General features: G+C 42.2%; 26 protein-coding genes. 6 read left to right on the top strand and 20 right to left on the bottom strand.

Features of this window, described 5'->3' with window-relative positions:
• Positions 1-103 precede the first annotated feature (103 nt).
• The 5 genes from NST34_RS11735 (at position 104) to NST34_RS11715 (ending at position 4512) form a co-directional block, all read left to right on the top strand.
• Entirely contained in the window at positions 104-970 is an 867-nt protein-coding gene (locus NST34_RS11735) for a helix-turn-helix transcriptional regulator (RefSeq protein ID WP_076282976.1), read from the top strand.
• 247 nt (positions 971-1217) lie between these two features.
• Positions 1218-1808, top strand: a complete 591-nt coding sequence (locus NST34_RS11730; protein WP_076283375.1) for a YitT family protein — start codon at positions 1218-1220, stop codon at positions 1806-1808.
• Between the two features lie 96 nt (positions 1809-1904).
• Positions 1905-3167, top strand: a complete 1263-nt coding sequence (locus NST34_RS11725; RefSeq protein WP_341127831.1) for a DNA polymerase IV — start codon at positions 1905-1907, stop codon at positions 3165-3167.
• Positions 3168-3366: 199 nt separating this feature from the next.
• On the top strand, positions 3367-4059 hold the full coding sequence (locus tag NST34_RS11720) for a threonine/serine exporter family protein (protein WP_445667690.1): 693 nt from the start codon (positions 3367-3369) through the stop codon (positions 4057-4059).
• 27 nt (positions 4060-4086) lie between these two features.
• Entirely contained in the window at positions 4087-4512 is a 426-nt protein-coding gene (locus NST34_RS11715) for a threonine/serine exporter family protein (RefSeq protein WP_042126727.1), read from the top strand.
• A gap of 89 nt (positions 4513-4601) precedes the next feature.
• On the opposite strand, the gene NST34_RS11710 is transcribed toward NST34_RS11715, so the two are convergent.
• From NST34_RS11710 to NST34_RS11695, 4 genes are all read right to left on the bottom strand, one after another.
• Complete coding sequence (locus NST34_RS11710; protein WP_076282978.1) at positions 4602-5504, bottom strand: DegV family protein; 903 nt, start codon at positions 5502-5504, stop codon at positions 4602-4604.
• A 330-nt stretch (positions 5505-5834) separates the two neighbouring features.
• Complete coding sequence (locus NST34_RS11705; protein WP_179085711.1) at positions 5835-5984, bottom strand: DIP1984 family protein; 150 nt, start codon at positions 5982-5984, stop codon at positions 5835-5837.
• Positions 5985-5998: 14 nt separating this feature from the next.
• Positions 5999-6202: a DIP1984 family protein gene (locus tag NST34_RS11700; RefSeq protein WP_256716297.1), complete on the bottom strand. Its 204-nt coding sequence runs from the start codon at positions 6200-6202 to the stop codon at positions 5999-6001.
• A 77-nt stretch (positions 6203-6279) separates the two neighbouring features.
• Positions 6280-8298 carry a Na+/H+ antiporter gene (locus tag NST34_RS11695; RefSeq protein ID WP_341127829.1) on the bottom strand — a complete coding sequence of 673 codons (2019 nt, stop codon included), beginning with the start codon at positions 8296-8298 and terminating at the stop codon, positions 6280-6282.
• 250 nt (positions 8299-8548) lie between these two features.
• Between NST34_RS11695 and NST34_RS11690 the strand changes: the two genes are divergently transcribed.
• Positions 8549-9304 carry an MBL fold metallo-hydrolase gene (locus NST34_RS11690; protein WP_076282980.1) on the top strand — a complete coding sequence of 252 codons (756 nt, stop codon included), beginning with the start codon at positions 8549-8551 and terminating at the stop codon, positions 9302-9304.
• A 74-nt stretch (positions 9305-9378) separates the two neighbouring features.
• Here the strand turns inward: NST34_RS11690 and NST34_RS11685 are convergent, their stop codons facing one another.
• The 16 genes from NST34_RS11685 to map all read right to left on the bottom strand — a co-directional run bounded on the left by NST34_RS11685 (position 9379) and on the right by map (position 22852).
• On the bottom strand, positions 9379-10014 hold the full coding sequence (locus NST34_RS11685) for an NAD(P)-dependent oxidoreductase (protein ID WP_341127828.1): 636 nt from the start codon (positions 10012-10014) through the stop codon (positions 9379-9381).
• A gap of 21 nt (positions 10015-10035) precedes the next feature.
• Entirely contained in the window at positions 10036-10914 is an 879-nt protein-coding gene (locus NST34_RS11680) for a beta-1,6-N-acetylglucosaminyltransferase (RefSeq protein WP_341127827.1), read from the bottom strand.
• A gap of 120 nt (positions 10915-11034) precedes the next feature.
• On the bottom strand, positions 11035-11910 hold the full coding sequence (locus NST34_RS11675; RefSeq protein WP_076282982.1) for a VOC family protein: 876 nt from the start codon (positions 11908-11910) through the stop codon (positions 11035-11037).
• 148 nt (positions 11911-12058) lie between these two features.
• Positions 12059-12391 (bottom strand): low molecular weight protein tyrosine phosphatase family protein, encoded by a 333-nt coding sequence (locus tag NST34_RS11670; protein ID WP_076283377.1) that lies wholly within the window; start codon positions 12389-12391, stop codon positions 12059-12061.
• A 30-nt stretch (positions 12392-12421) separates the two neighbouring features.
• Positions 12422-12796, bottom strand: a complete 375-nt coding sequence (locus NST34_RS11665) for a hypothetical protein (RefSeq protein WP_076282983.1) — start codon at positions 12794-12796, stop codon at positions 12422-12424.
• Positions 12793-13539, bottom strand: coding sequence for a Type 1 glutamine amidotransferase-like domain-containing protein (locus tag NST34_RS11660; RefSeq protein ID WP_076283378.1), 747 nt, complete (start codon positions 13537-13539; stop codon positions 12793-12795). The genes NST34_RS11665 and NST34_RS11660 overlap by 4 nt, the downstream gene beginning before the upstream one ends.
• Positions 13540-13556: 17 nt before the next feature.
• Positions 13557-14141, bottom strand: a complete 585-nt coding sequence (locus tag NST34_RS11655) for a GNAT family N-acetyltransferase (RefSeq protein WP_042187237.1) — start codon at positions 14139-14141, stop codon at positions 13557-13559.
• 61 nt (positions 14142-14202) lie between these two features.
• Positions 14203-14937, bottom strand: a complete 735-nt coding sequence (locus NST34_RS11650) for a metallophosphoesterase family protein (protein ID WP_076283379.1) — start codon at positions 14935-14937, stop codon at positions 14203-14205.
• A gap of 237 nt (positions 14938-15174) precedes the next feature.
• Entirely contained in the window at positions 15175-15597 is a 423-nt protein-coding gene (locus NST34_RS11645; RefSeq protein WP_076282984.1) for an Rrf2 family transcriptional regulator, read from the bottom strand.
• Positions 15598-15719: 122 nt separating this feature from the next.
• Positions 15720-16595 (bottom strand): YitT family protein, encoded by an 876-nt coding sequence (locus tag NST34_RS11640; RefSeq protein ID WP_179085712.1) that lies wholly within the window; start codon positions 16593-16595, stop codon positions 15720-15722.
• A 227-nt stretch (positions 16596-16822) separates the two neighbouring features.
• Entirely contained in the window at positions 16823-17905 is a 1083-nt protein-coding gene (locus NST34_RS11635) for a nucleotidyltransferase domain-containing protein (RefSeq protein ID WP_076282985.1), read from the bottom strand.
• An 84-nt stretch (positions 17906-17989) separates the two neighbouring features.
• Complete coding sequence (locus tag NST34_RS11630) at positions 17990-19294, bottom strand: alkaline phosphatase family protein (RefSeq protein WP_076282986.1); 1305 nt, start codon at positions 19292-19294, stop codon at positions 17990-17992.
• Complete coding sequence (locus NST34_RS11625) at positions 19291-20550, bottom strand: MFS transporter (RefSeq protein WP_042187227.1); 1260 nt, start codon at positions 20548-20550, stop codon at positions 19291-19293. The genes NST34_RS11630 and NST34_RS11625 overlap by 4 nt, the downstream gene beginning before the upstream one ends.
• A gap of 108 nt (positions 20551-20658) precedes the next feature.
• Positions 20659-21483, bottom strand: a complete 825-nt coding sequence (locus NST34_RS11620) for a hypothetical protein (RefSeq protein ID WP_076282987.1) — start codon at positions 21481-21483, stop codon at positions 20659-20661.
• Positions 21484-21507: 24 nt separating this feature from the next.
• Positions 21508-22089, bottom strand: coding sequence for a DJ-1/PfpI family protein (locus NST34_RS11615; protein WP_341127826.1), 582 nt, complete (start codon positions 22087-22089; stop codon positions 21508-21510).
• A gap of 16 nt (positions 22090-22105) precedes the next feature.
• On the bottom strand, positions 22106-22852 hold the full coding sequence (gene map, locus NST34_RS11610; RefSeq protein WP_076282989.1) for a type I methionyl aminopeptidase: 747 nt from the start codon (positions 22850-22852) through the stop codon (positions 22106-22108).
• Between the last annotated feature and the right edge of the window lie 10 nt (positions 22853-22862).

The raw sequence follows: 22862 nt of genomic DNA, 5'->3' as shown, positions 1-22862 counted from the left end.
TCGCTAATAATAATTATAGGGGGTAGAATAGATTAAAAATACGATCAGAAGCAACCCCTTTTTTGTACTATTTCACACTTTAGAAAGGAGGGATAATTACAAAATGGGCCTTTCATTTATACATTTCGCTGCGCCGCCATTTCCTTATTTTCTAGAATGCAATCGCACGGTTTATCAACCCGGAGATCAGCATCCGAATAGAAGCCATATTGGAATATTTGATCTACTTATTGTAGAACAAGGCTGTCTATTTATCGGGGAGGACCATAATCAATGGGAGGTTTCGGCGGGACATACACTGCTATTGCTGCCCGATCGCTATCATTACTCCGTTAAGCCATGTGATGAGACCACTTCATTTATATGGATTCATTTTCATACCCTTGCAGATTGGTCTAGCTCTGAGGGTGGACCCGTGTATATCAACCGTGAAACACATTTTCGGCAGTTTCTTACTCCTCCGTATACCATTCGAGTGCCACAGTTCGGCCCTCTCCCTGACCCTTTTGAACGGAGTGGACAAGCTGAGATGCTATTACAGCTGTCTACGGGCCGGCGTTCCAGCGCAGTTTGGCAGCAGCAACGGATATTTGAAGAAATGCTGCGGATGATGGATCTGGCACAGCATGATACTTCAGAAAGTCACGCGGTGGAAATTGCAGAGCAGACGGAGACTTATATCCGTAATCATTATGCGGAGCCTCTCTCCAATGCCTCACTAGCGGACGCACTGCATTTTCACTATAACTACCTTACTCGCTGCATGAAACGAGTATATGGGCTGACTCCGATGGAGTATTTGACGGATTACCGTTTGGAACAGGCTAAGCTATTGCTGCTTAAGACTGAGCTTTCTATAGCCGGAATCGCAGAACGTACCGGCTTCGAGAGTGCCGCCTACTTCTCGCGTCGATTTGCTCAGCAGATCGGAATCTCTCCGCTTCGCTTTCGTAAGCGTTACTCCCGTTAAAAACACAAGCAGCACGTCTCCGATTATTGGACACGTGCTCCTTCCTCCATACCGTTACATTCATACTTTCATTTCTGACTTGCTTACGCTTAGTTACTTGGTGTCTTTTGAGCGTTAGGAACCGTCTATTCCTCACACACTATGTAATATAAGACTTTTTAACCCTGATTCATAATCAGGTTTTTTTGTTCAACTGCAATTTTTTGGAAGTGACAAGCATATTTATAGACATGCCTTTAATGTGGAGATGTTAAATATGCGGCCATTAAGATACCTTATCATTCTTTTAGGAAGCTTACTCGTTGCTGCGGGAACTAATTTTTTTCTCGTACCATATAAAATCCTGGATGGGGGAATAATAGGGATAGCCCTCATTATTAATTATTTATCCGACGCTAAAATTGGCGTAGCTATAATTCTCTGCAGCTTTCCTATCTTTCTGCTCGCTTGGTTAAAGGAACGCGATATCTTTTACAACAGTGTACTCGGCCTATTGATCTCATCATTTCTGATCGAGCTTCTCGGTCCTTTCCAATATCACTTTCTATATTATTTTGAGTTTGGTTCCATTTCTAGCGCCATTATTGGCGGTTTTTTGATGGGAACGGGACTTGGGATTATGCTGCGGTTTAAAGCAAGTACGGGTGGCACCGATCTGCTCGCTCAATTTATAAAAAGGTATGTCCCGCTGAACCTTGGATTCATCATTTTTTTGACCGACTTTATGATTATCGGCGCGGGAGGACTCCTGATTTCCAAGGAAACCTTCTTCCACTCCATCCTCACGATTATCTCTGGGGGCGTGGCTACGGGTCTATGCACACTTGAGACGAAATAAATGGAAATAAATAAGAATATACACGATCATACGTTCGCATTATAATAAGGAGAAAAAATATAAGGTATCTCTACCTCACCTGGAGCGTGTGAACCTATGAATAAAGAGCGTGTCATTATGCTATCTGATTGCCAAAGCTTCTATGCCTCCGTGGAAAAAGCCTCTAATCCGCAGTACAGCAATAAGCCGCTGATCGTTGCTGGAGACCCAGCTAGACGGAGCGGTATTGTGCTGGCTGCCTGCCCTATAGCCAAATCCTATGGCATTACTACCGCTGAGACGTTGAAGGAAGCGCTGGCAAAATGCCCCGAAGTCATCGTGGTCAGACCACATATGCAGCAATATATCGATGTCTCCTCTCAAATCACAGATATTCTACGTAAGTTTAGCGACCAGGTAGAGCCCTATTCTATCGATGAACAGTTTATTGATGTCAGCGGTAGCCTCAGCTTATTTGGCAGTCCAAGGGAGATCGCTACCGCCATTCAGGATCTAATTCGTAGAAACACAGGTGTGCGTGCGCGCATCGGCATTGGATATTCCAAGGTTACCGCCAAAATGGCTTGCGACCTGTGGGCCAAGAAGAACGCGGATGGTATATTCACCCTCGCTCACGAGGAGCTTCCGAATGTGCTCTGGCCTCTCCCCATTAGCGAGCTGTTCATGGTAGGTCGCCGCATGTCCGCCCATTTCCAAAGTATGGGTATTACGACGATTGGCCATTTGGCACAGATGCCGCTAAGCGAGCTAAAATGGCGCATGCGGGAGAAATTTCACAAAAAATGTGATATCGACGCCGAGCTATATTGGCGGATAGCCAATGGCATCGATGACAGCCCCGTGAGCCCAAGCACCTATGAAGTCGCACCCAAGAGTGTCGGGCACCAAATGACGCTGCCCCGGGATTACTATAAGCTGCAAGATATTAAGACTATCATTCTTGAGCTATCTGAGCTTGTATGTAGACGTTGCCGCAAATTGAAAGTGCATGGTGCAGTCGTGTCTATCGGCTGTCAAGGTGCCAGCTTTGATGACCCCACAGGCTTCTCAAGACAGACTACAATGAGCGATCCTACGAACGCCACCCTGCTGGTATATGAAGCAGCTCTTTCTCTCTTCAAACTCCACTGGGACGGTCAGCCTGTGCGTAGAATCCACTTAAGCCTGTCCAATCTATCTGACGAAAGCCAGTACCAGCTAACCCTATTTGAGTCTCGCCCTCGCTATCGTGAACTCGAACGGGCGACCGATGCCCTCAAGAATAAATACGGGGAGACGATCATTGGGCGAGCAGCTTCTTTTACAGATGCCGGGCAGCTTAAAGACAGATCTGGAAAGATCGGCGGACACTATAAATAAAAACTATATTAAATTACACACCATATCGTTTATAATGCTATATTGGGATTGTTATTTTCACGTAGATGAAGCGACAATCGAAATATGTAAACATAGATAATTACATTCCAGAGGAGGACCGGAGAAGTTGGATAGCACGAGCAACACTAACACTACGTATTATGAAATCGTTGATCTCTGTCTTCTTGCTGGCAAGATCATGCTGCAGAATGGTGCAGAAACATCCAGAGTTGAAGATACGATGACACGAATGGCAGGATCTCTCGGGTTCCCAGGAGCTCATAGCTATGTGACGCCAACCGTTATTATGTTCACCACAAATAGAATAGAACCTGTTAAGTTATACAGAATTGCGGAGCGAACAACAGATCTGCAGAAGGTATCGGAGGTCAATGACATTTCTCGGCGTCTAAGCGAACGTCAGATTACAGCTGAGGAAGCTCGTGCAAAATTAGGAGAAGTCGATGAAGCCTCACCTGTCTATCCCGTATGGCTGCAGATCTTAGCAGCCGCCCTTACTGGTGCTTGCTTCACCGTTATGTTTAAAGGCAGTTTGTGGGATGCTCTCCCCGCCTTGCCGATTTCCGGACTAGGCTTCGCTGCGGTCATTTATCTGCATCGTTTAGTGCAGACTAAATTCTTCGCAGAGTTTACTGCTTCCTTCCTGATCGGACTTCTAGCCTTCTGTTCTGTAAAGCTGGGGATTGGTCAAGAGATGGACAAAATCATTATCGGCTCCGTTATGCCTCTAGTACCCGGACTACTCATTACTAATGCCGTTCGTGATCTGATGGCCGGTCATCTGGTCTCAGGCATATCCAAGGGAGCCGATGCCTTTCTAACTGCATTTGCGATCGGTACAGGTATCGGGCTTGTACTATCACTATTTTAATATCCATGTGAAAGAGGTTAGCCCTTCATGATTTTGCAACTTATAACCAGTTTTATCGCCGCGGCAACCTTCTGTATTCTATTTAATGCGCCTAAGCGCTCACTACTACAGTGTGGTTTTGCCGGAATGGTGGGCTGGATGGTGTATGTGCTTCTTAATGTAGAGTTCGGACCTGTTGTAGCTACGTTTGCAGCTAGTGTAATAGTGGGCATCGTCAGCCAATTTTTTGCGCGATCCTTCAAAATGCCGGTTATTATTTTTAGTGTAGGTGGTATTATCCCGCTTGTTCCGGGTGGTCTCGCTTACGATGCTATGCGTAAATTTGTGGAAGAGGACTATACTCTGGCTGTAGAAATCGCAGTTCGGGCATTAATGCTCTCTGGAGCCATTGCAGCTGGACTCGTGCTAAGTGATGTAATTGGACAAATGTTCCGTCGTCGTGCAATCAAATAACAGCATACTTCTTCAAAAAAAAGAAATCGCCTGTTGGTACAATGGTGGTCACCCATCCATCTCCCAAGGAGCGATTTCTTTGTTCATCTCTATGCAAATAACGCTTCAGGGAAGACTAAAGGCGCAGCACCCGGATGAATACTATTGATACTAGTGTTCTTGATCCAGGACAGCCCTACAGTACCCTCACCCGCATGAACAGCCACAGCAGGAATATAGGTCATAATCTCAGTTCGTATGTCAGGCGCCATTGCTTTTATGTCCTCTTCTAGCTTGAGTGCCATCTCTAAATTATTCGAATGCATGATACATACATCACTAACAAGCCCTACATCCTGTTTAAATATCTCCAAAAGCGCTTGTTGCGTTTTCTTCATTGTACGGATTTTCTCCACAACAACGACCTTCCCTTCGTCAAAACGAAGCAGCAAGTTTATACGCAGCAATTGGCTAAGTACAAATTGTGATCCAGAAACACGTCCACTGCGATGAAGCTGTGTCAAGCTTGCAGGAATTAAGTAAAAGGACATATTCTGAATAATATTTTCAATCTTCGCTTTAATTTCTAGTCCAGAAAGACCCTTCTTCTGCCAATGTATACCGCGCATGATCATTTCTCGGATTGGATAAGCGCCAACCTTGGCATCAATTCCAATTACATTAGCCTCCGCTATTTCGGCGCCTTGCATCGAAGCATTGTAAGTGCCACTGAGCTCTGAAGAAAGATGTACAGCAATAATTTCATCGTATTCTTCCTTCAACCGTTCGTATAGCTCAATAAACTCACCGATTGGAGGCTGTGAGCTGCCTACCTTTTCATGCTGGCGCATTTTCTCATAGAAGTCATCGATCGTAATATCTATATTCTCTTTATAACATTCGTTGTTAATAATAATCCGTAACGGAATAATATATACATGATTATTCTTAGCGAACTCCGGATCTATGATACTTGTACTGTCGGTTACCCAGGCAATTGATTTCATGGTCATTTGTCACTTCTCTCTCTCATAAAAAGGAATAGTAGAATGAATGAGGAGACAAGGGCCAATAATTTCTGACCAGTGAATCACACGCTCACCCTGAATAATCAACTTAAGAATTGAACAGCGGTTAAGTAATCCGCGTATTCGTAAATTATACAGGATAACAAGCGTTAATATAGGCAAAACAGGCCTTTCAAGCAAATTTCAATCCATTTAATTCAACATTATTCGACATTTTTTCACATTATATATGACGAATATACCTATCCTAATAGAGCCACTTCATGTTATGAAAAAGCTAAACCACAGCAAAAATATCCCTGCCCCCGGCATCTGTCAGTTTTCCAACTTCAACTCATCCATCTGCTTCTGAATCTGAGCGACATCTACTGTTCTTTGAAAACGAACCTCCGAGCGACTGAAGCGATCCTGAGTAATGGAAGTCTGTTCAAGCAAATCGCTAAACAGCTTGCGTAGCTGTAGCATTTTGTCCCGTTCCGCTAGCGCATCGGCGATCGATTGATCACTCGGATCAAAATCGTCTGCTCATTCACAGCTCTTTCTAACTCCTGCAAAAGAGCTTCAGGTTGTTCAGCCGGCTCCTCACCCTCTTGAACTTTAACGACTCGCTCCAGCCGCTGCTTTAGCTGCGCGATTTTACGGGTTAGATCACTTCGCTTCACTAACGCTTCCGCAAGTTTCAGATCTGGATTCCCCCTAAAATTTTCTGATAGCTAGCGAATAAAGCTCGTGTGAAGAGATGCCGTGGTGTTCAGTACAGCTAATCCTCCCAAATCGATGTCTCTAAATGATCTACGAACTTGCGTAATTTACCAGCTAGCTTGCGGTTAATGGTTCCATCCTGATACATTTGCTGCACCTTATCCCGCTGCTCTTGAATGGCTTTCAGCTTCATTTCAAGCTTTTGATCATCAACAAGCCCATCCTTTGTCCAGCCTTTCCCTTGCTCCAGACGAGAAATTAACTGCTCATAACTGCATGCAACCTTCTCGGCTGCATTTCGGTTGTTCTCGTTCTTACAGACATTAATAGCAGCTATAGCAGCATGGGCCATGGCAATTTTCGCTTCTCTAGCACACTCAGCCTGTTGCAGCATTTGTTGGCTGGCTTCCCCTTCATTCTGACCTGAGAACATTCCCGCAAACAGCCGTCTGATCTCGGTAATCGATATTCTAATTTGTGAATTTAGACTTCTGGCCAGAAAGACCTCACTATGATCCAAGAATCCTCCCAGCTTCTGAGCCACTGAGGCGGGAATCTCATTGTTCTCTAGCAATCGGTTCAGTTCTTTACGTTCAGCTTGCAGACCCACAATCCTCGCTTCAACACCCAGTCGGCGGAAGTTCTCGAGTGCTGGATCATTTGATTGGTCCTCACGGTTTAGACTATAAACCTTTTCTCTAAATTCACTCAAAGCCGGTTGTGCGGATTCCTTACTTTCTTCTGTCATCATACTTTGCAGCATGGTTAAACCGGCAGCAATAACTTTAGACTTGGCCGCCTGCTCGGCTCCTGTCTCACCTGATTCAGCAACTGGCTCTTCTTTACCTGCTAGAATTGGCAAAAAGATACTAGCGATCAGCAGCGACATTAGAATAACACCTGCGGCGATAAAGATGATTAAATCACGCTCAGGAAATGGTGATCCATCCCCAAGAAAAAAGGGAATCGAGAACGCACCGGCTAAGGTAACCGCTCCACGCACTCCTGAAATCGTGAGGATTAATAGTGACTTAACAGATGATATCTCCATTTTTCGCAGACGAGATCCTACTAAAGAGAACACATACACCCATACAAACCGTAATACAAACAGCAGCATAGTAATGGCTAATACATAACCTACAACTATAAGATTATCCACGGCCGTATCACGGTAGATCACTTCAATAACGTCTGGAATAGATAAGCCAAGAATAAGGAAGACCAGCCCATTCAATATATAGAGCAGAACAGACCATGTACTAGCGGATACCAGTTGTAGCTTATACTGCGGAGATACGGCACGGTCCTTCTCAACCGCATGAATAATCCCCCCGGCAACCACTGCCAAAATGCCAGATACCCCTATCTCTTCACTGATCAAATAAATAATAAAAGGAGTTAGGATTTGCAGCAGCACATGCACTGTGATATCCTCCATCCCCAGTCTGCGAATAATTACGCTTAGCCGAATCAGAAGAAAAGCCAATAATGCCCCAACGATCAACCCGCCTGCAGCTATAACTACAAAGCTAATCGAGGCTTTCGGTAAAGAAAACATACCCGTAACTGCTGCAGCAATGGCAAAGTTAAAGGCAACAAGCCCGGAAGCATCATTCATTAATGATTCGCCCTCTAGAATGCGGTGAATACTCTTAGGAAGATGCACTCTTCCAGCGATTGCGCTGACCGCGACCGCATCTGTAGGTGACAAGATCGCTGCCAGAGCAAATGCAACTGCTAGCGGGATCGTTGGAATCATCCAGTTTATCGAATATCCAGCAATAAGCACCGTAGCAAAAACCAATCCCAGCGCCAGCATTAATATCGGACCCCGTAAGTTCCATAATTCATTTCTTGGCGTCCGTTTCCCATCATTGAACAAAAGCGGTGCAATAAACAATACGAAAAACAGCTCTGGTTCCAATGTCATATGTATTCCCAAAGGCATTAACACAACCATTACACCCAGACCAATTTGTATTAACGGTATTGGCACAAAGGGAATAAATCGGTTTATGATGTTGGAAATTGCGATAAGGCCCAGTAGGACGAGTACAACTAGAAAAGTCTCCAAACCACATCAACTCCCTTTTTTATTTGGTTATTATATCGTAAAGCTTCGGGTAAGGGAAAAATATAGAAATAGAAGTTCTCAACAATAATGTCCCCTAGAAATTACACAAAAAATACATCAGATATATATTGACAAAAATATTTATTTATGTTATAATAATAAATTACGCTATTGAAATTACATTTTATTTTAAGTATTATATGCATTAGCCTAACGGCATCGCTCTTATCATCAATCATGGAGGGATCTTATGCATATTGCTAGTGGAATAGAAATGTTAGAGATTACAGCACAGGTTATGGGCGGGAGTGACACGATTTACCCCACGCTGCTCTGGGATCAAAATTCTGCTGTACTCGTAGACACCGGATTTCCGGGCCTGCTCCCAAAATTCAAAGAAGCTCTAAAAGAAACCCATGTGCCTTGGGAACAACTGCGCACCGTAATCATCACACATCAAGATCTAGATCACATCGGGAGCTTACCTGATTTACTATCAGAAGAATGTCTAGAACTGACAGTTCTGGCTCACGAAATCGAGCAGCCTTATATTGAAGGAGAGCGAATGCTCCTTAAACACACCCCCGAAGCTTTAGCTGCGGCAGAAGCCATGATCCCCCCTCATGTACCAGAGGAATGGCGCCGCGCTTTTCTATCCGTGTTATCTCATCCCCCTAAAGGAAGAGTAGATCAAACCATAGTGGATGGGGAAATACTGCCTCTTGCCGGTGGAATTACGATTATCCATACACCAGGACATAGCCCTGGACATCTGAGTCTATACCATCATGATAGCCGTACGCTAATTGCCGCGGATGCTCTTACCGTTCAAGGCGGTGAACTGCACGGCCCCACTCCTTCGGCAACGCCTGACATGAAGCAAGCTTTAATCTCTCTGACAAAGTTCGCCGAGTATGAGATTGAAACGGTCATTTGCTATCATGGCGGAATTTATCGCAGAAACGCAAACAAACGGATTGCTGAAATTGCGGAAGGAAGAGAATAAACTGATGCAAGAAAGCAGAGCCCTTATCTGGCTCTGCTTTCTTTTTATATATATTCCCTACTCGTTATACTCACTTATGATTCCGAAACAACTGTAAACCGTTCACGAATATGCTGCGGCTGTTCAATTTCATCTACAATAGCAATCGCATAATCTTCATAGCTGACATAGCTCTCACCTTTGGAATTCACAAGCAGATGATCTTTGCCTTTCACATAAGAACCCGTTCTAGTCCCAATTGCAAAATTAGCGGATGGACTAACGAAGGTCCAAGACAGCGAGTCTGTACCTTGCAGGATCTCCAGGTTCTTCCCTTGATTCGTAGCCGTTGGCTTGATAAAGTCAGGGAAATCAGGGGTATCTACCACTTTAAGCGTCTTAGCTTCATCTACATATAAACTTCCCGCACCTCCAACTACAATCAATCTTGTATTAGGGGCATCCTTTAATGCTTCAATAAGCACATTTCCGGCATCCACATGCAGATACTCTTGTCCAAATGGTGCTCCAAAAGCATTCACAACAACATCAAAACCCTTCAAATCTTCAGCGGTAAGTGCAAATACATCCTTTTCGATGACCTTGGCCTTACGATTTGCAACTTTCGATGCATCCCGTACAATGGCTGTAACTTCATGGCCTCTATCTAGCGCTTCCTGAGTGATTCGGCTTCCGGCTTTTCCACTTGCTCCTACAACTGCGATATTCATATTATTTCCTCCTGTATATGTTTACGATGTTTTTACTTTAGTATTTATATCAAGGAGATCCTGAACGATGCTTCTGTCGATATCGAGATCAAACTTTCTCCCCCAAAAGCATTCTGTACCCGTACGAGTGATCCGGTCATAATCTTCTATCGTTAGTGTTCTAGGATAATCCGGTCCTGTTTCCCAGTCTGTATACCTCTTAATTTCACTCCGTACATTGTACTTAAACGCACTATTCAAAATAATCGTATGGAAGAAGATTTCATCTCCACATAATGTGTTCTTAAAAAATCTAACATACTCTGGAGAAGTAGAAGTAAACTCCATGATGTATTCCATACATTCACCTGTAATAGACATCCAGTTAGAGCCTTTATACAGCGATTTTGGCAGAACACCCAACCTTCTTTGCAAGAATGGAACGTTCATTACTGCTTTAATATACCTCATCCTAATGGCAGCCATACGCCTGGTTCTTGAGATCAGGAATCTAGGATAATAAACCGACACCCGCTCATAACATCCCCACGTTTCAGAAGTATTCGGTAATTGCTGATACTTCACAAATTCGTCCCCCTGATTCTTCTTAAAGAAATCAAGAATAACTTCGTTGGAAGCTAAGGGCAGATCCTGACCACTTATGATGTGGATATAATTGAATTTCCCATGTTCTTTGATCAGCGTAAAACACTTCAAAACACATTCAATCTGACTGTAATGTCCCCACCGTACATCAATAGGCTCTTTCACAAAATGAATATCGTTACGATGAGTAATGTCAGCTTCAATACCACTCTTCTGATCGACATGTAGGAAAAACCCGACGGAGTCATTAGTTAAACTATCGATTAGCATATTGATCTGCTCAGGATTTTTGTGACAAAGGATCACATACGCCATTTTGAATGATTCCAACAACCTTCACCCTTCCGCCCATCTTTTTCCAAATATTATAAAATAAATGGACAAAAATGGATAGTTCTTTCTATCCAGAAAAAGGTGAATTCGATTGGTGATTAGTTATTTCGTATGACTTTTCACTATAAGTCTGATTCCAATGTTCCATGGATCTTTGAATGTAGGGGCTCCATTCTCTTCAACAACGGTGTAACCCGCCTGCTTAACACGCTCCACTACAGACGTACGCTCCTCTTCATTCGGAAGAAGTAAGGTGAAATAATCAATTCCTACTGCATCAGCAGGTGCCACAGGTGCGCCTTGCCCTGCCCATATATTCAATCCAATGTGGTGATGATACCCACCTGCTGAGATAAACATTGCCGCACTGCCATAATTAGCTACTAGATCAAAACCAAGCAAACCAACGTAGAACTCCTTCGCCTTAGTTAAATTACCCACATGAAAGTGTACATGTCCGATCACCGTTCCAGCTGGCAGCCCGTTCCATTGTAAACCTTCAGAAGCCGCCAACAAACCATCTACATCCACTGGGTCCGTTGTCATCATTACATGCCCTTCCGCATCATACTTCCATGTATCCCTAGGACGATCTCTATAAATTTCGATTCCGTTGTTATCCGGGTCCTGAATATACAGTGCTTCACTCACCAAATGATCTCCCTGACCCACTTCAATTCCCGACGCGATCAAATTGCGTACAACGAGTCCCAAGCTAGGACGATCCGGAACAAGGATAGCAAAATGATACAATCCAGCCACTGAGTTCGGACGAAGAACCTTTGCATTCTCAATCTCCCGCAGAATCAATAACACATTCTGACCGTCAGCAGTCATTTCCACCTCACGGCCAGATTGCCGCAAGACACTTAGCCCCACCACGTTCTGATAAAAGGTGAGCGAACGCTCTAAATTACTTACTCTAATTTGTACCAGACCAATCTCTACGTCCGGATGAAGTGTTGTTTTAGTTGTCATTATATTTCCTCCCACTATTCCTGTAACTTGATCAGTTACAAATTAACTATCTTTAGTATAGTTACCTTCTATATGTTTGTCAATTACCAACAAAAAAATCATGCTGACTGATTCACAGCCAAACATGATTCATAAGAACACCTCATCCTTAGGAGTGCCATTCCTGTAAATATTCAGATACACTGGATTCAAGAAGTCCAATTAAGTCTTCATCCATATACTTATAATCATCTGATATATTCAAACAAATTATTCTTTTGCCGATTACACCGTCTCTGAATTTATCTTGAATTCTTCGAACATGCTTCTTCTCCATCACAAAAATAACATCCGCCCAGCCCACATTTCCTTCAGAAAGTTTGATCCTGGCATGATCCTCTGTTCCAGCAGATCTCACTTCATGACCATCAATTCCTTGAAATATCTTCTCCGCAGTTAAACTCCGCCAGCGATTCTGGCTGCAGACAAACAGTAGTTTAATAGAGAGCACCTTCCTTATCCGATTAATACCTTATTTCGTTTGTCGGTTTAGATAAACCCTCCTATTTAAGGAGGCATCCGAAACCCATGTTGTTAATAAGTCTTTGTTAAAAAGATATTCATTACCAACTCTGATATAAGGGAACATAGTCCCTTCAAAAATGCCCGATCTACTTAAATTCTCATGCTCCGTTTTAATAATATTCATCACTTGATCTTCAGTCAGATTTAAGTATAAGGCCGTCTCTTTAATATCCATCAAAAGCTTATCTGCCGTTACTATGGATGGAGTCTGGTCTTGATCAACTTCCAACTCTTTATCGCCATTAGTTATTGAACATCCAATAATAAATGAAATCCCTAGAATAAGACTCGCCACGATAATTGAGATTTGATTAGACTTCATTGATCACCTCCACCGTACACTTCATGAAGAGGTCTGTAGCTTGGGTGTTCTTCGATTTGCGTAACGACAACACCTTGCTCTGAGTCCATCACACGGTAGGCTTTAGCTTCTTCTCTGGTCGACATCACCTTATATTCATTATCCTTGTAGATGATGGCACAGTTATTATCCACTGCGATTCCGAGCAAACCTCCGTCTTTTACCATACGCGAAAAATCCTCAACCCGAATATCCTCATTATAATGCGGACAATGAATACCTGGCAGAATCCCCATCGCTTCAAGCTTAATATACTGCCAGTTCCCTTGGTCGTCGAACGCTTCAGAGTCACTATGCCCATATTCAAACCAGCAAATGGAACCTGCACTCAGCCCTGCCAAAATAGTCCCCGAGTTGTACGCTTCTTTTAGAAGAGCATCTACGCCGGTATTTTTCCAAATCTCCAGCATCTTTCGGGTATTACCACCACCAACATAAATCAGATCAGCGGATATAATTAACTCTGCGATTTCTTCATGGGTATAGGTTTGGCTCACAAGCAATAAATGACTTGTTTCACATCCTAGAATCTCGCCGTACACTTTGTTGAACGTATCACAATAACCTGGTGCATCACTACTAGCTGTTGGAATAAATAACGCTTTCGGATTAGCTTTCTGGGTTAACTTCACAACTTCACGATCCATTTCAAGCGTTTCTAGATCGATTAGCTCTCCCCCACCGATTACCACGATAGTCCCCATAATCTCCCCTACTTTCACTAGGATCTATTTTCTCCCTTTCCGTATTCCTCAGCAAGAATGCTGTAAATCTCCAAATCAATGAGCCCTTTACCTGACCATACATGGGCTTGTCTTAACGTCCCCTCTTTCATAAAGCCACTTTTCAAAAGGACCCGCTTGGACCGCTCATTAAAAGGCATGACTTCAGCTTGGATTCGATTGACCTCTGCCGTCTCAAATAAATATTTTTTCACCATTTCAACGGCCTGAGTTGCAATCCCTTTTCCCCAATAAGACTCCGCCAAAAAATAACCAATCGTGACCATATCCACTTTTTGATTAAAATCCATAGCTTCGATGATACCTAGCAGTATGTACGGATTATTTTTACGGAAAATTCCCCACTTCACTCTTAACCCTTTATTAAAATCACGTTCGAAATGTCCGATCATATTCTTTACTGTATCTTTATTATGTTTCGGAATAATTCCGCAGTACTCAAACACTTGATCATTGCTATAAATTCCAAATACCTCTTCAAGGTTACTAACTTCAATTTTTTTCAGTGTTAGTTGTTCGGTTTCCAAAGTAGGGAATTGCTCAAATACATGACTAAGCTTCAATTCGTTCCCTCCGTTACTTTTTGATGTTGTGAATCAAGGTTACCGCTCGAAAGCTCATCTTCTATCCCCGCGCATTCCCTCTATACTGCGCAGTTCTAAGCTCTCGAATATAGGGCTCTGTAGCTGGCATAACTGCATCTATGGCTTGTTGAATGGCTAACTCAATATCATAAGGAACTCTTACAAATTGTATATTCAAAGATGCTGTTGTCAGGCCTCCATACTCCCCCTCCAAAATCACATAAGATGCCTGAGTGACATCTAGAGGATTCCCCACACTGCCAACATTAAATAAAGTCTTCCCTTCTAAATGTTGTATAAAAGCATTGTGAATGTCCCCATAACCTACGATATCCGCTTGTCGCTTCTCCTGGCAGTGATCAGAACAACCAAACATAGACAACCGCTTCTCATAATCATCCCAAGGCTGAATCCGTTCATAGTAGCTTCGTGGTGAAGCATGAAATAATCGGATAAACTTACCACTCATCATAAACTCAATCGAGAACGGTAATGTACCTAAATAAGCGAGGCGGTCTTTACCTAACAAATTCCGACTCCACCGGGCCATTTCAAAATCAACATCCTGATTCATTAAATCATCCCAGTTTCCCATAACACTGATTTCACAATTGTTCTTAATGATATCAACGGCTAGATCTGAATTTGGTCCTTTACCAACAATATCACCTAGGCAAAATATCCTGCTAATTCCACGCTGCTTAATATCCTCTAATACGGCTGTCAAAGCCGGGATATTTCCATGAATATCTGAGATTAATGCGATTTGTTCCACTGTAAATCCTCCGTTCATTTTCCACTTCAGCATATTAGAGTTTCCCTATATGAAGTATTATCTGTTTTATGCCTTCTAAATACAGATTCTATGATTACGCCCTACTTCCCTTCTTTAAGTCACTACTCTCCTGACCCGAGCCATTCGGAGCCTCTTGATATGTTTCCAATAAAAAAAAAGACCACAATCACGTTAGCACATGTTGTGGTCTTCATTCTACGTTGCGATATGGAGTGGTTATACTTCAGGCATTTCATTCACAATCTGCTCCAAAGTAACCTCCTGAAGGACATTCTCCATCGCCTTTTGCGCGAGCGAGAATACCGGTACAATGGCGCTGGCTATATTTTTACCGACTGGACAATCTGGGTTAGGGTGCTCATGAACCGAGAACAACGAATCCTCCTCCACCGCGTTAACTGCCTTATAAATCTGAAGTAGTGTAATCTCAGCGCTACTACGTGAAAGTGAGGCTCCTGCGACTCCGGGGCGAGCCGTTACCAGTCCTGCTTTTTGCAACATACTAGTTAGCCGGCGGATAACTACAGGGTTGGTGTTCACACTACCAGCTATCCACTCCGAGGTACTTTTACCCTCTTTATTACTGTCGATTAACGTTAATATATGAATGGCTACCGCAAATCGGGTGCTGATGTTCACTATAAATCTCTCCTTTTGCCATACTACCCGGCTAGCAACAAGTGCATTAATCAGATGCAACAATAATAGTTACATTTTATGCATTTGTCAAACACTTAAGGAGATGCACTTCAGGATCGTAATTAGTGAATATTATGCTTTTTGAAATTACCACCCTTAACTTCTGCTACATCATATACTACGACAAAAGCGTTAGGGTCAATTTCATGAATGATTTCCTTGATTTTGCTTTCTTCCAGACGGTTAATTACACAGGTAATTTCTTTGAATTGTTCATTGGAGTAACCACCGTATGCGTCAGTATAGGTTGCCCCACGTCCCAATCGGTCACGAATCGTTTCCACCATAATTTCCGGTTGAACGGTGATGATTTTGAAAGTTTTAGAGCCGCTCAAACCTTCTTCAACGATATGAATCACTTTAGAAGCAATAAAATAAGCAAGTGCGGATAGAATCGCCCCTTGTAGCCCAAATGCAGTTGAAACAACAATAAAGACAAACATGTTTAGGAATAAGATTAGATCACTTGTCCCAAAAGGTATTTTTCGTGAAAGCAATACAGCCAACATGTCGATCCCATCTAACGCCCCACCATTACGTAACGCTAAACCCATACCAAAACCGATGATAATCCCGCCTACAACAGTAATTAATAATGTATCTCCTTCAATAATCGTTGGCACATGGTGCATAAGGCTTGTACCAATGGCTAATGAGGCAATACCGATAATGGAATAAATAGCAAAGCTTTTACCAATTTGCTTATATCCTAACCAAACAAATGGGATGTTAATTATAACAATTAGCAGCCCTAACGGTAATCCAAACAGCTGTGAGCCAACGATACTTAGGCCTGTTACACCACCATCTGAAACGTTGTTAGGTATTAATACGGATTCCAGGCCATATGAAGTTATAAGTGCCCCTATAATAATTAATATGACTTTTGAAAATATCTTCAGCTTATTTGATTTTTGATGCTGTCTTATTCCATGCATTCCATTTCCCCACTTCAAATTAGTTTTTTATATCACTGCAAGTGAAAAACATCCACTGGACAAAAGCCGACAAAAAACAGTCTATAATAAATGTCACCACTTTGGCAAATCAGACGCCGCTAGTATGATATCTATTATTTTACCCATATGACTTAAAATAATCTTATCGTTCCATAAAAAATGAAAAAACCAGACTACGAAAATTCGTAATCTGGTAATCTTCTCTATCACACCTTCATGTATTCGTTATACAATTCCTCAAAAGTATCGTATCGTTCAACTTTCCTTCCCACCTTATTATATTCTTCCAGATATTCATCCATGACCTGCAGGAACTGCTCTTTAAATAAATGCAGATGATCTGAATCAAAATACTGCATAATATCAAACTTTTTTGTTCCCCTTGATTCTGTCATTTCATCAAGAAAATTTTGTATGCCCATGGCTGCATAATAAGCATAAGATTTATCATTTAATTCCACACTTGCTATAACCTTATTGCGGCAGTTACACCATAATTCCTCAAAGGTGCCACCAAGATTATCATAGGTAGGGACAGGCTGAATCACAAAATCCTTATACATTTTATTATATAAATCATTGACGCTTTCTAAAAATCTATATGATGCACTTCTGATTTCAATAATTGTCTTCGCATCGATCACAGCCATATATATATTTTCAAAATCATCAGGAACATAACGATACGTAGCTATTTCCTCCAGATATCTCTTAAGTCCCCTTTTAAAATAGGTATTGTTCAAATGTGTTAGAGCATTTACCAAATTGTATACAACTTCACATGAAGCATACCTCACTGCTCCGATATCTTCAGAAAGTAATGTATTCGTATATTCTTGTTTTGCTATGTCTATATTCTTTTTCGCTCTACTAATACATTCACTCCCTATAGGCTTAGCCAAAGCATCGAAAGCTCTCTGTTTATATAAATTTAGCTTTTCCAGATATTCGGGTTTCGCACAATATAACAGCTCTAAATCTATCAGACACGAAATCATTGGGCTCTCTAGATTCGCTTGATCTTCTATCCTTGTTTCCCATGGCGTACAATAGATGTCGTATCCAACATCCTCCAGAATAAAACACGTAGATATCCCCCAGCCTTGGGCCGTGTTATTAATTATAATTAGATCAAGATCGCTTTTTTCATGAAAATCTCCGGTACTGAAAGAACCTGTAAGCCCAATGATTGCAATGTCATCAGGAAAATCTCTCTTAGCACGTTCAATAACCATACTAATAAGTCTGTCATTTTTATTTAGAATTTTTTGTCTAATATCAGCATCCATATCCAATTCTCCTCTTACTCCATTTTAATTTCATTGTATATGGATATAGCTCCAGTAAGTATTCCGACTTTATATATATTCAATCTATACCAAGAAAATTTCATCTAAAGGTCTTCCGTCACAAGGATTAAAATCAATCCCTAAAATCTTTGCCATCGTAGGAGCTATATCTACCATTTTAAGATCCCCTATGGGAAAATCACTTTTCACCTTGTTCCCTGAGATCACCAAGTTGCATCTATAATCCTCTTTATCGGGAGAGTAGCCATGCGTAGCATATTTAATCCCTTGTTTGTCCAAATCAACAATCGTAGGTTCATCCATGCTCTCATCGAAACAATAGCCTCTCCTAGCTTCAAGCATATATTTAGTAGATGGGCCCACATGAAGTTGATTCAGCCGCTCTCTAGTATACATTTCCTCTATACCTGAAGCGTCATCATCCATATATTCCTGAATAACAGCTAACGCTAATTGTTCAGCTTCTTCATCACCTTCTTTAATATGCAGATAAGCGGATCCGCCCTCACACTGAAAGTAAGCTCTCCACTTCATTTCGCCGTTCTCTTCATAGATCAACCCTTTTTCCTGCAAAAGGTTGTTCAAATGCACTTTGTACCGAACATTGAACTGGCCATGGTCACCCAAAACTAAAAAAACCGTGTCATCCTTTATCCCGGCTTCATCCACTGCTTGCATAATATCACCTAATCTCTTATCCATACGTGTGATTACCCGCTTCACTTCATCGCTGTCAGTGCCGTAGACATGCTTGGCGTCATCCAGATCAATCAAATGCATCATAAGAAGATTAGGCTTTTTACGCTTAATCGTTTCTATCGCACACTTTGTCGTGAAGTCATCCAGATAAGGCTGTTCAATCCCTTTTCGAAGCCGTCCATATTTCAGCTCCATTTCAATGCAATATAACGGGCTCCCGCTTTTTAACACCTTCAGTGCCTGATTTTCGTTGTTGATGGCTCTGATTTCAGGGATATTATATTGGATTGAGGATTTCCCTGATACCGGCCAGAGGATTCCTGCGGTACTCATGTTATGCTCGCGCGCAGCATCATAAATCGTGGGCACCTTTATCGCATTTCTGAACCAGAACCAGCTTTGCTCCTTTTCCTTCACAAACGGCTGAAATGGATTGTTATGGTGGATACCATGCTTATCTGGATATACACCGGTTGCTATCGTAGTGTGTACCACATAAGTGAGCGTGGGATATACACTTTTTAATTGATTACTATGCGCTCCGTTCTTAATCAATTTCGATAGGTTTGGAAGACGGCTGGCCATTTCCCATTGGTCTTCTGAAAAGGCATCGTAAGAGATGACAATCAGATGTTTGGCCATTGCCGTTTGTTCTTTGCTTGACTTCATAGGATAAGTCCCTTCGGTTCATCTTGTTCAAGCTTCTCTTTTGGTAAAGTTATAAATACGAAGAATCCAATAATGAATAGTGGGATAATCGCTAAAATACTAAATTTAGCGTTGCCTGTTAGGGTAGTTGTTAATGACATTACAGCAGGACCCACAATCGCCGCAAACTTGCCAAAGATATTATAAAAGCCAAAGAATTCATTGGATTTTTCCTTAGGAATAATCTTCGCATAATAAGATCTGCTAAGCGCTTGAATCCCTCCCTGGGCAGATCCAATTAGCGCTCCCAGAATAAATATATGCCACACTGAAGTAATAAAGTAAGCCGCGATACAAGAAATGATATATGTAAAAATCCCCACGATGATCATTGTTCTAGCTGAGTATTTTTTGGCAAGATTACCGTACAGGATAGCACACGGAAATGCGATGATCTGGATAACTAATAAGATCCCCAGTAAAGTAAAGGTATCAAAAGCATCCGCACCCAGTACCGATGTGGCATATGGCACTACCATTTTAATAATCGTATCTACCCCATCAATATAGAGAAAGTAGGCGATCAAGAATACAAATACTACTTTATGCTGTCTGACATTTTTAAACGTGTCTCCCAGTCTTTTAAAGCTATTAATGACCGGTTTGGGTTCAGGTTCTATGTAATATCTTTGCTGCACATCCTTGATCATAGGCATGGTCAGCAGTCCCCACCAAAGGGCAGTGATTATAAATCCAATCTGATAGCCGATTGATTTATCCATCCCCATAAACAGAATCAGCAGTAGGCTGATACCGAATGGAATAACGCTGGCGATATATCCAAAAGCAAACCCTTTTGAGGATACCTTATCCATCCTTTCATCCGTGGTTACATCCACCAGAAAAGAATCATAAAAAATATTGGCTCCTGCAAAACCTATGACTGACAAAATATAAAATACAATCAATAACTGCCATTGCCCACTTGCAGGTGCAACGAAAGCCAGCGAAGCAGTAGCTATCACGCCGATCAATGAGAAAAATATGAAGAAGCGTTTTTTCTTATCCTTATAATCTGCCATCGTTCCTAAAATCGGGCTAAGGATGGCCACCAGAATACTCGCTATGGAATTAAAATACCCCAAATCCATGCTGTTGTTAACATTCGAAAACATCCCAAATACAATAGGCAGTAAAGCCGTTGTAACCGCCATCGAATAAGCCGAATTTCCACAGTCATATAAAATCCATGATTTTTCCTCTTTACTTAGTTTCATCTAACAGCCACCTTTTCACCTAGTTCCTTCTGTTATATCACTTAAGCATATGTGGCATGTTAAATGCATGTAAAACTACACTTCATAATTCCAATGGAGAGCTGATCCTCATGTCCTCTCCTGTATTGTCAAACTCTTAAGGATCTCAGCAACCTGTAGAGCATACTTTTTACTCAATCGTGACTTACCAAGATTACTCTTCACAATCTTAATCATTCGGGTATCTCGGCTCTTAGCGAATTTCTCTAGCATGGCAAAACCCGCTTCAGGTTCACAAGCCACAAATACACTTAAGCTGTATTCAAGTCCCTTAGATAATACACGAAAATGCTCAGCGTCCTCATATTGTACTTCCCCACTACCCAAACTCTCCATAATTCGAGTAGCCAACTGAAGACAATAAAGCGTATTCTCTTTCTTTTTTAAAAGAGGAGGATGCGCTAACGCTGCTACAAAGGCTCGTTGTTCAAGCCTATTCGCACCTTTCCCCCACATGTCGATCAGCTGCCTGACAAGAGAAAAACCATCCTCCCCTATACTTTGCAGCGCCATAGCAGACGCTTCACGCATCCTCCATCTGGAGTCGTTCATAGCTGTCTTAATGATGTTCTGAATCACAATTCGCTGCTCTTCTTCAGCGTAGCTGTAATAAGCGCCCAGCGCTCTAACCGCACAAAACGGCAGAAACTCACGGGGATCATTCACCCCAGCTTCTGCCTCTGTAAGATTAGCCCATGAATTAAGAAACTCCCAGTCTGTCTCTGTTAGTTTAGGATGGGCAAAATGTTTGGCAAAATTGCCTGATAGCTCCAAATTCACTCGTGGTCCGGGAAGATTGCTCTCCTTCATCAGCAAATCTCTAAGCTGTACCCACTGCTCCTTATCGCTTACCCATTGCTGAAACAGCATATCCATCATTTTTTGTCCAGCCATCTCTGGTCCCTCCGGTATTTACCTTCAGATTCGAACAATCCCCTGCATCTCGTATGGATAATCAATCTGCTTTTTTACCGAAATCATTGCTGCTTCTCCAGCCAAGTATGAAATCAGATATAATCCCAGATCAATGGAAGTGGAAACTCCACCACCTGTAATCACATTACCATCATGCACAATACGGGTCTCCACAACTTCTTCACAGTAAGGTTTTAGTAATTCATAGGCAGATGGATGGGTAGTGGCTTTTTTACCTTCTAGTAACCCCGCAGCCCCAAGCAGCAGTGAGCCGGTGCAGACGGATACCTTATAAGGAACATTGTGAGCGCCAGCAATCCACGAGACAAAGGCTTCGTCATGCCGGAGTTGACGTGTCCCCATTCCTCCAGGTACAAATACCATGTCATAATCCGAGAGCTCTGGCAGCACTTTTCCAGCTTTAACTGTGAAACCTAACTCATCCGTCACTTCCTCCGACGCTGCACATATATCCCAAGACAAATTTTTGCCGATTTCAAATTGCCCCAATCGATAAATAACATCATAGAACCCCGCAAAATCTAAGAACGTAATCCCGTCAAAAAGTATAAAGGCAATTTTCAATTTCGCACTCTCCTCTTTATGGTTTGGTTAGGATAATAGGCTCACCTTTAGTCACAATAATCGTATGTTCAAACTGCGCTACCCGGCCATTGTCTACGACACTCAGTGTCCATCCATCCGACTGCTGCTCCACGTAATCTGCTCCAGTAGAAAGGAAGGGTTCAACCGTAATCACCTGTCCCTCTTTTAACACTGTAGTCACTCTTGGATTGTAGAAAGGTAAGATTTCAAAAGGCTTCTCATGGAGTGATTTGCCAATCCCGTGGCTACACAGATTACGTACCACCCTATAGCCGCGTTTCCGAGCTTCGAGTTCCATCATTCTGCCAATCTCATTGACCTTCATCCCTGCTCTCAGATGATTGATCACGCTCATCATAGTTTCCTCTGCACTCTGGCATAGACGAAGAATGTCATCATTATAAGGTGGTAATTGAAAAGAAACTCCGGCGTCCCCATAATAACCATTCAGTTCAGCAGATACATCAATATTGATCAAATCACCAGCATTAATCACTCTAGGACCAGGAATCCCATGAGCAACCTCTTCATTCACACTGATGCAGGTGCTGCCTGGAAAATCATACGTTATCATCGGGGCTGAAGATGCTCCGAATTCCGCTAGAATTTCAGCTCCAATCTTATCAAGCTCCGCTGTTGTCATACCTGGAGTTACTTTCTTTTTCATCTCGGCGATGGTATGTCCTACTACTTTCCCTATGGCTTTTAGCCCTTCTAAATCTTGTATGGTATCACTCGTCATCTATCACACA

This window comes from Paenibacillus sp. FSL H7-0714 (assembly GCF_038003765.1).
In the GTDB taxonomy this organism is placed as follows: Bacteria; Bacillota; Bacilli; order Paenibacillales; family Paenibacillaceae; genus Paenibacillus_AQ.
The sequence above is the reverse complement of the archived record's forward strand: the minus strand, read 5'-3'. Positions and strand labels throughout refer to the sequence as shown.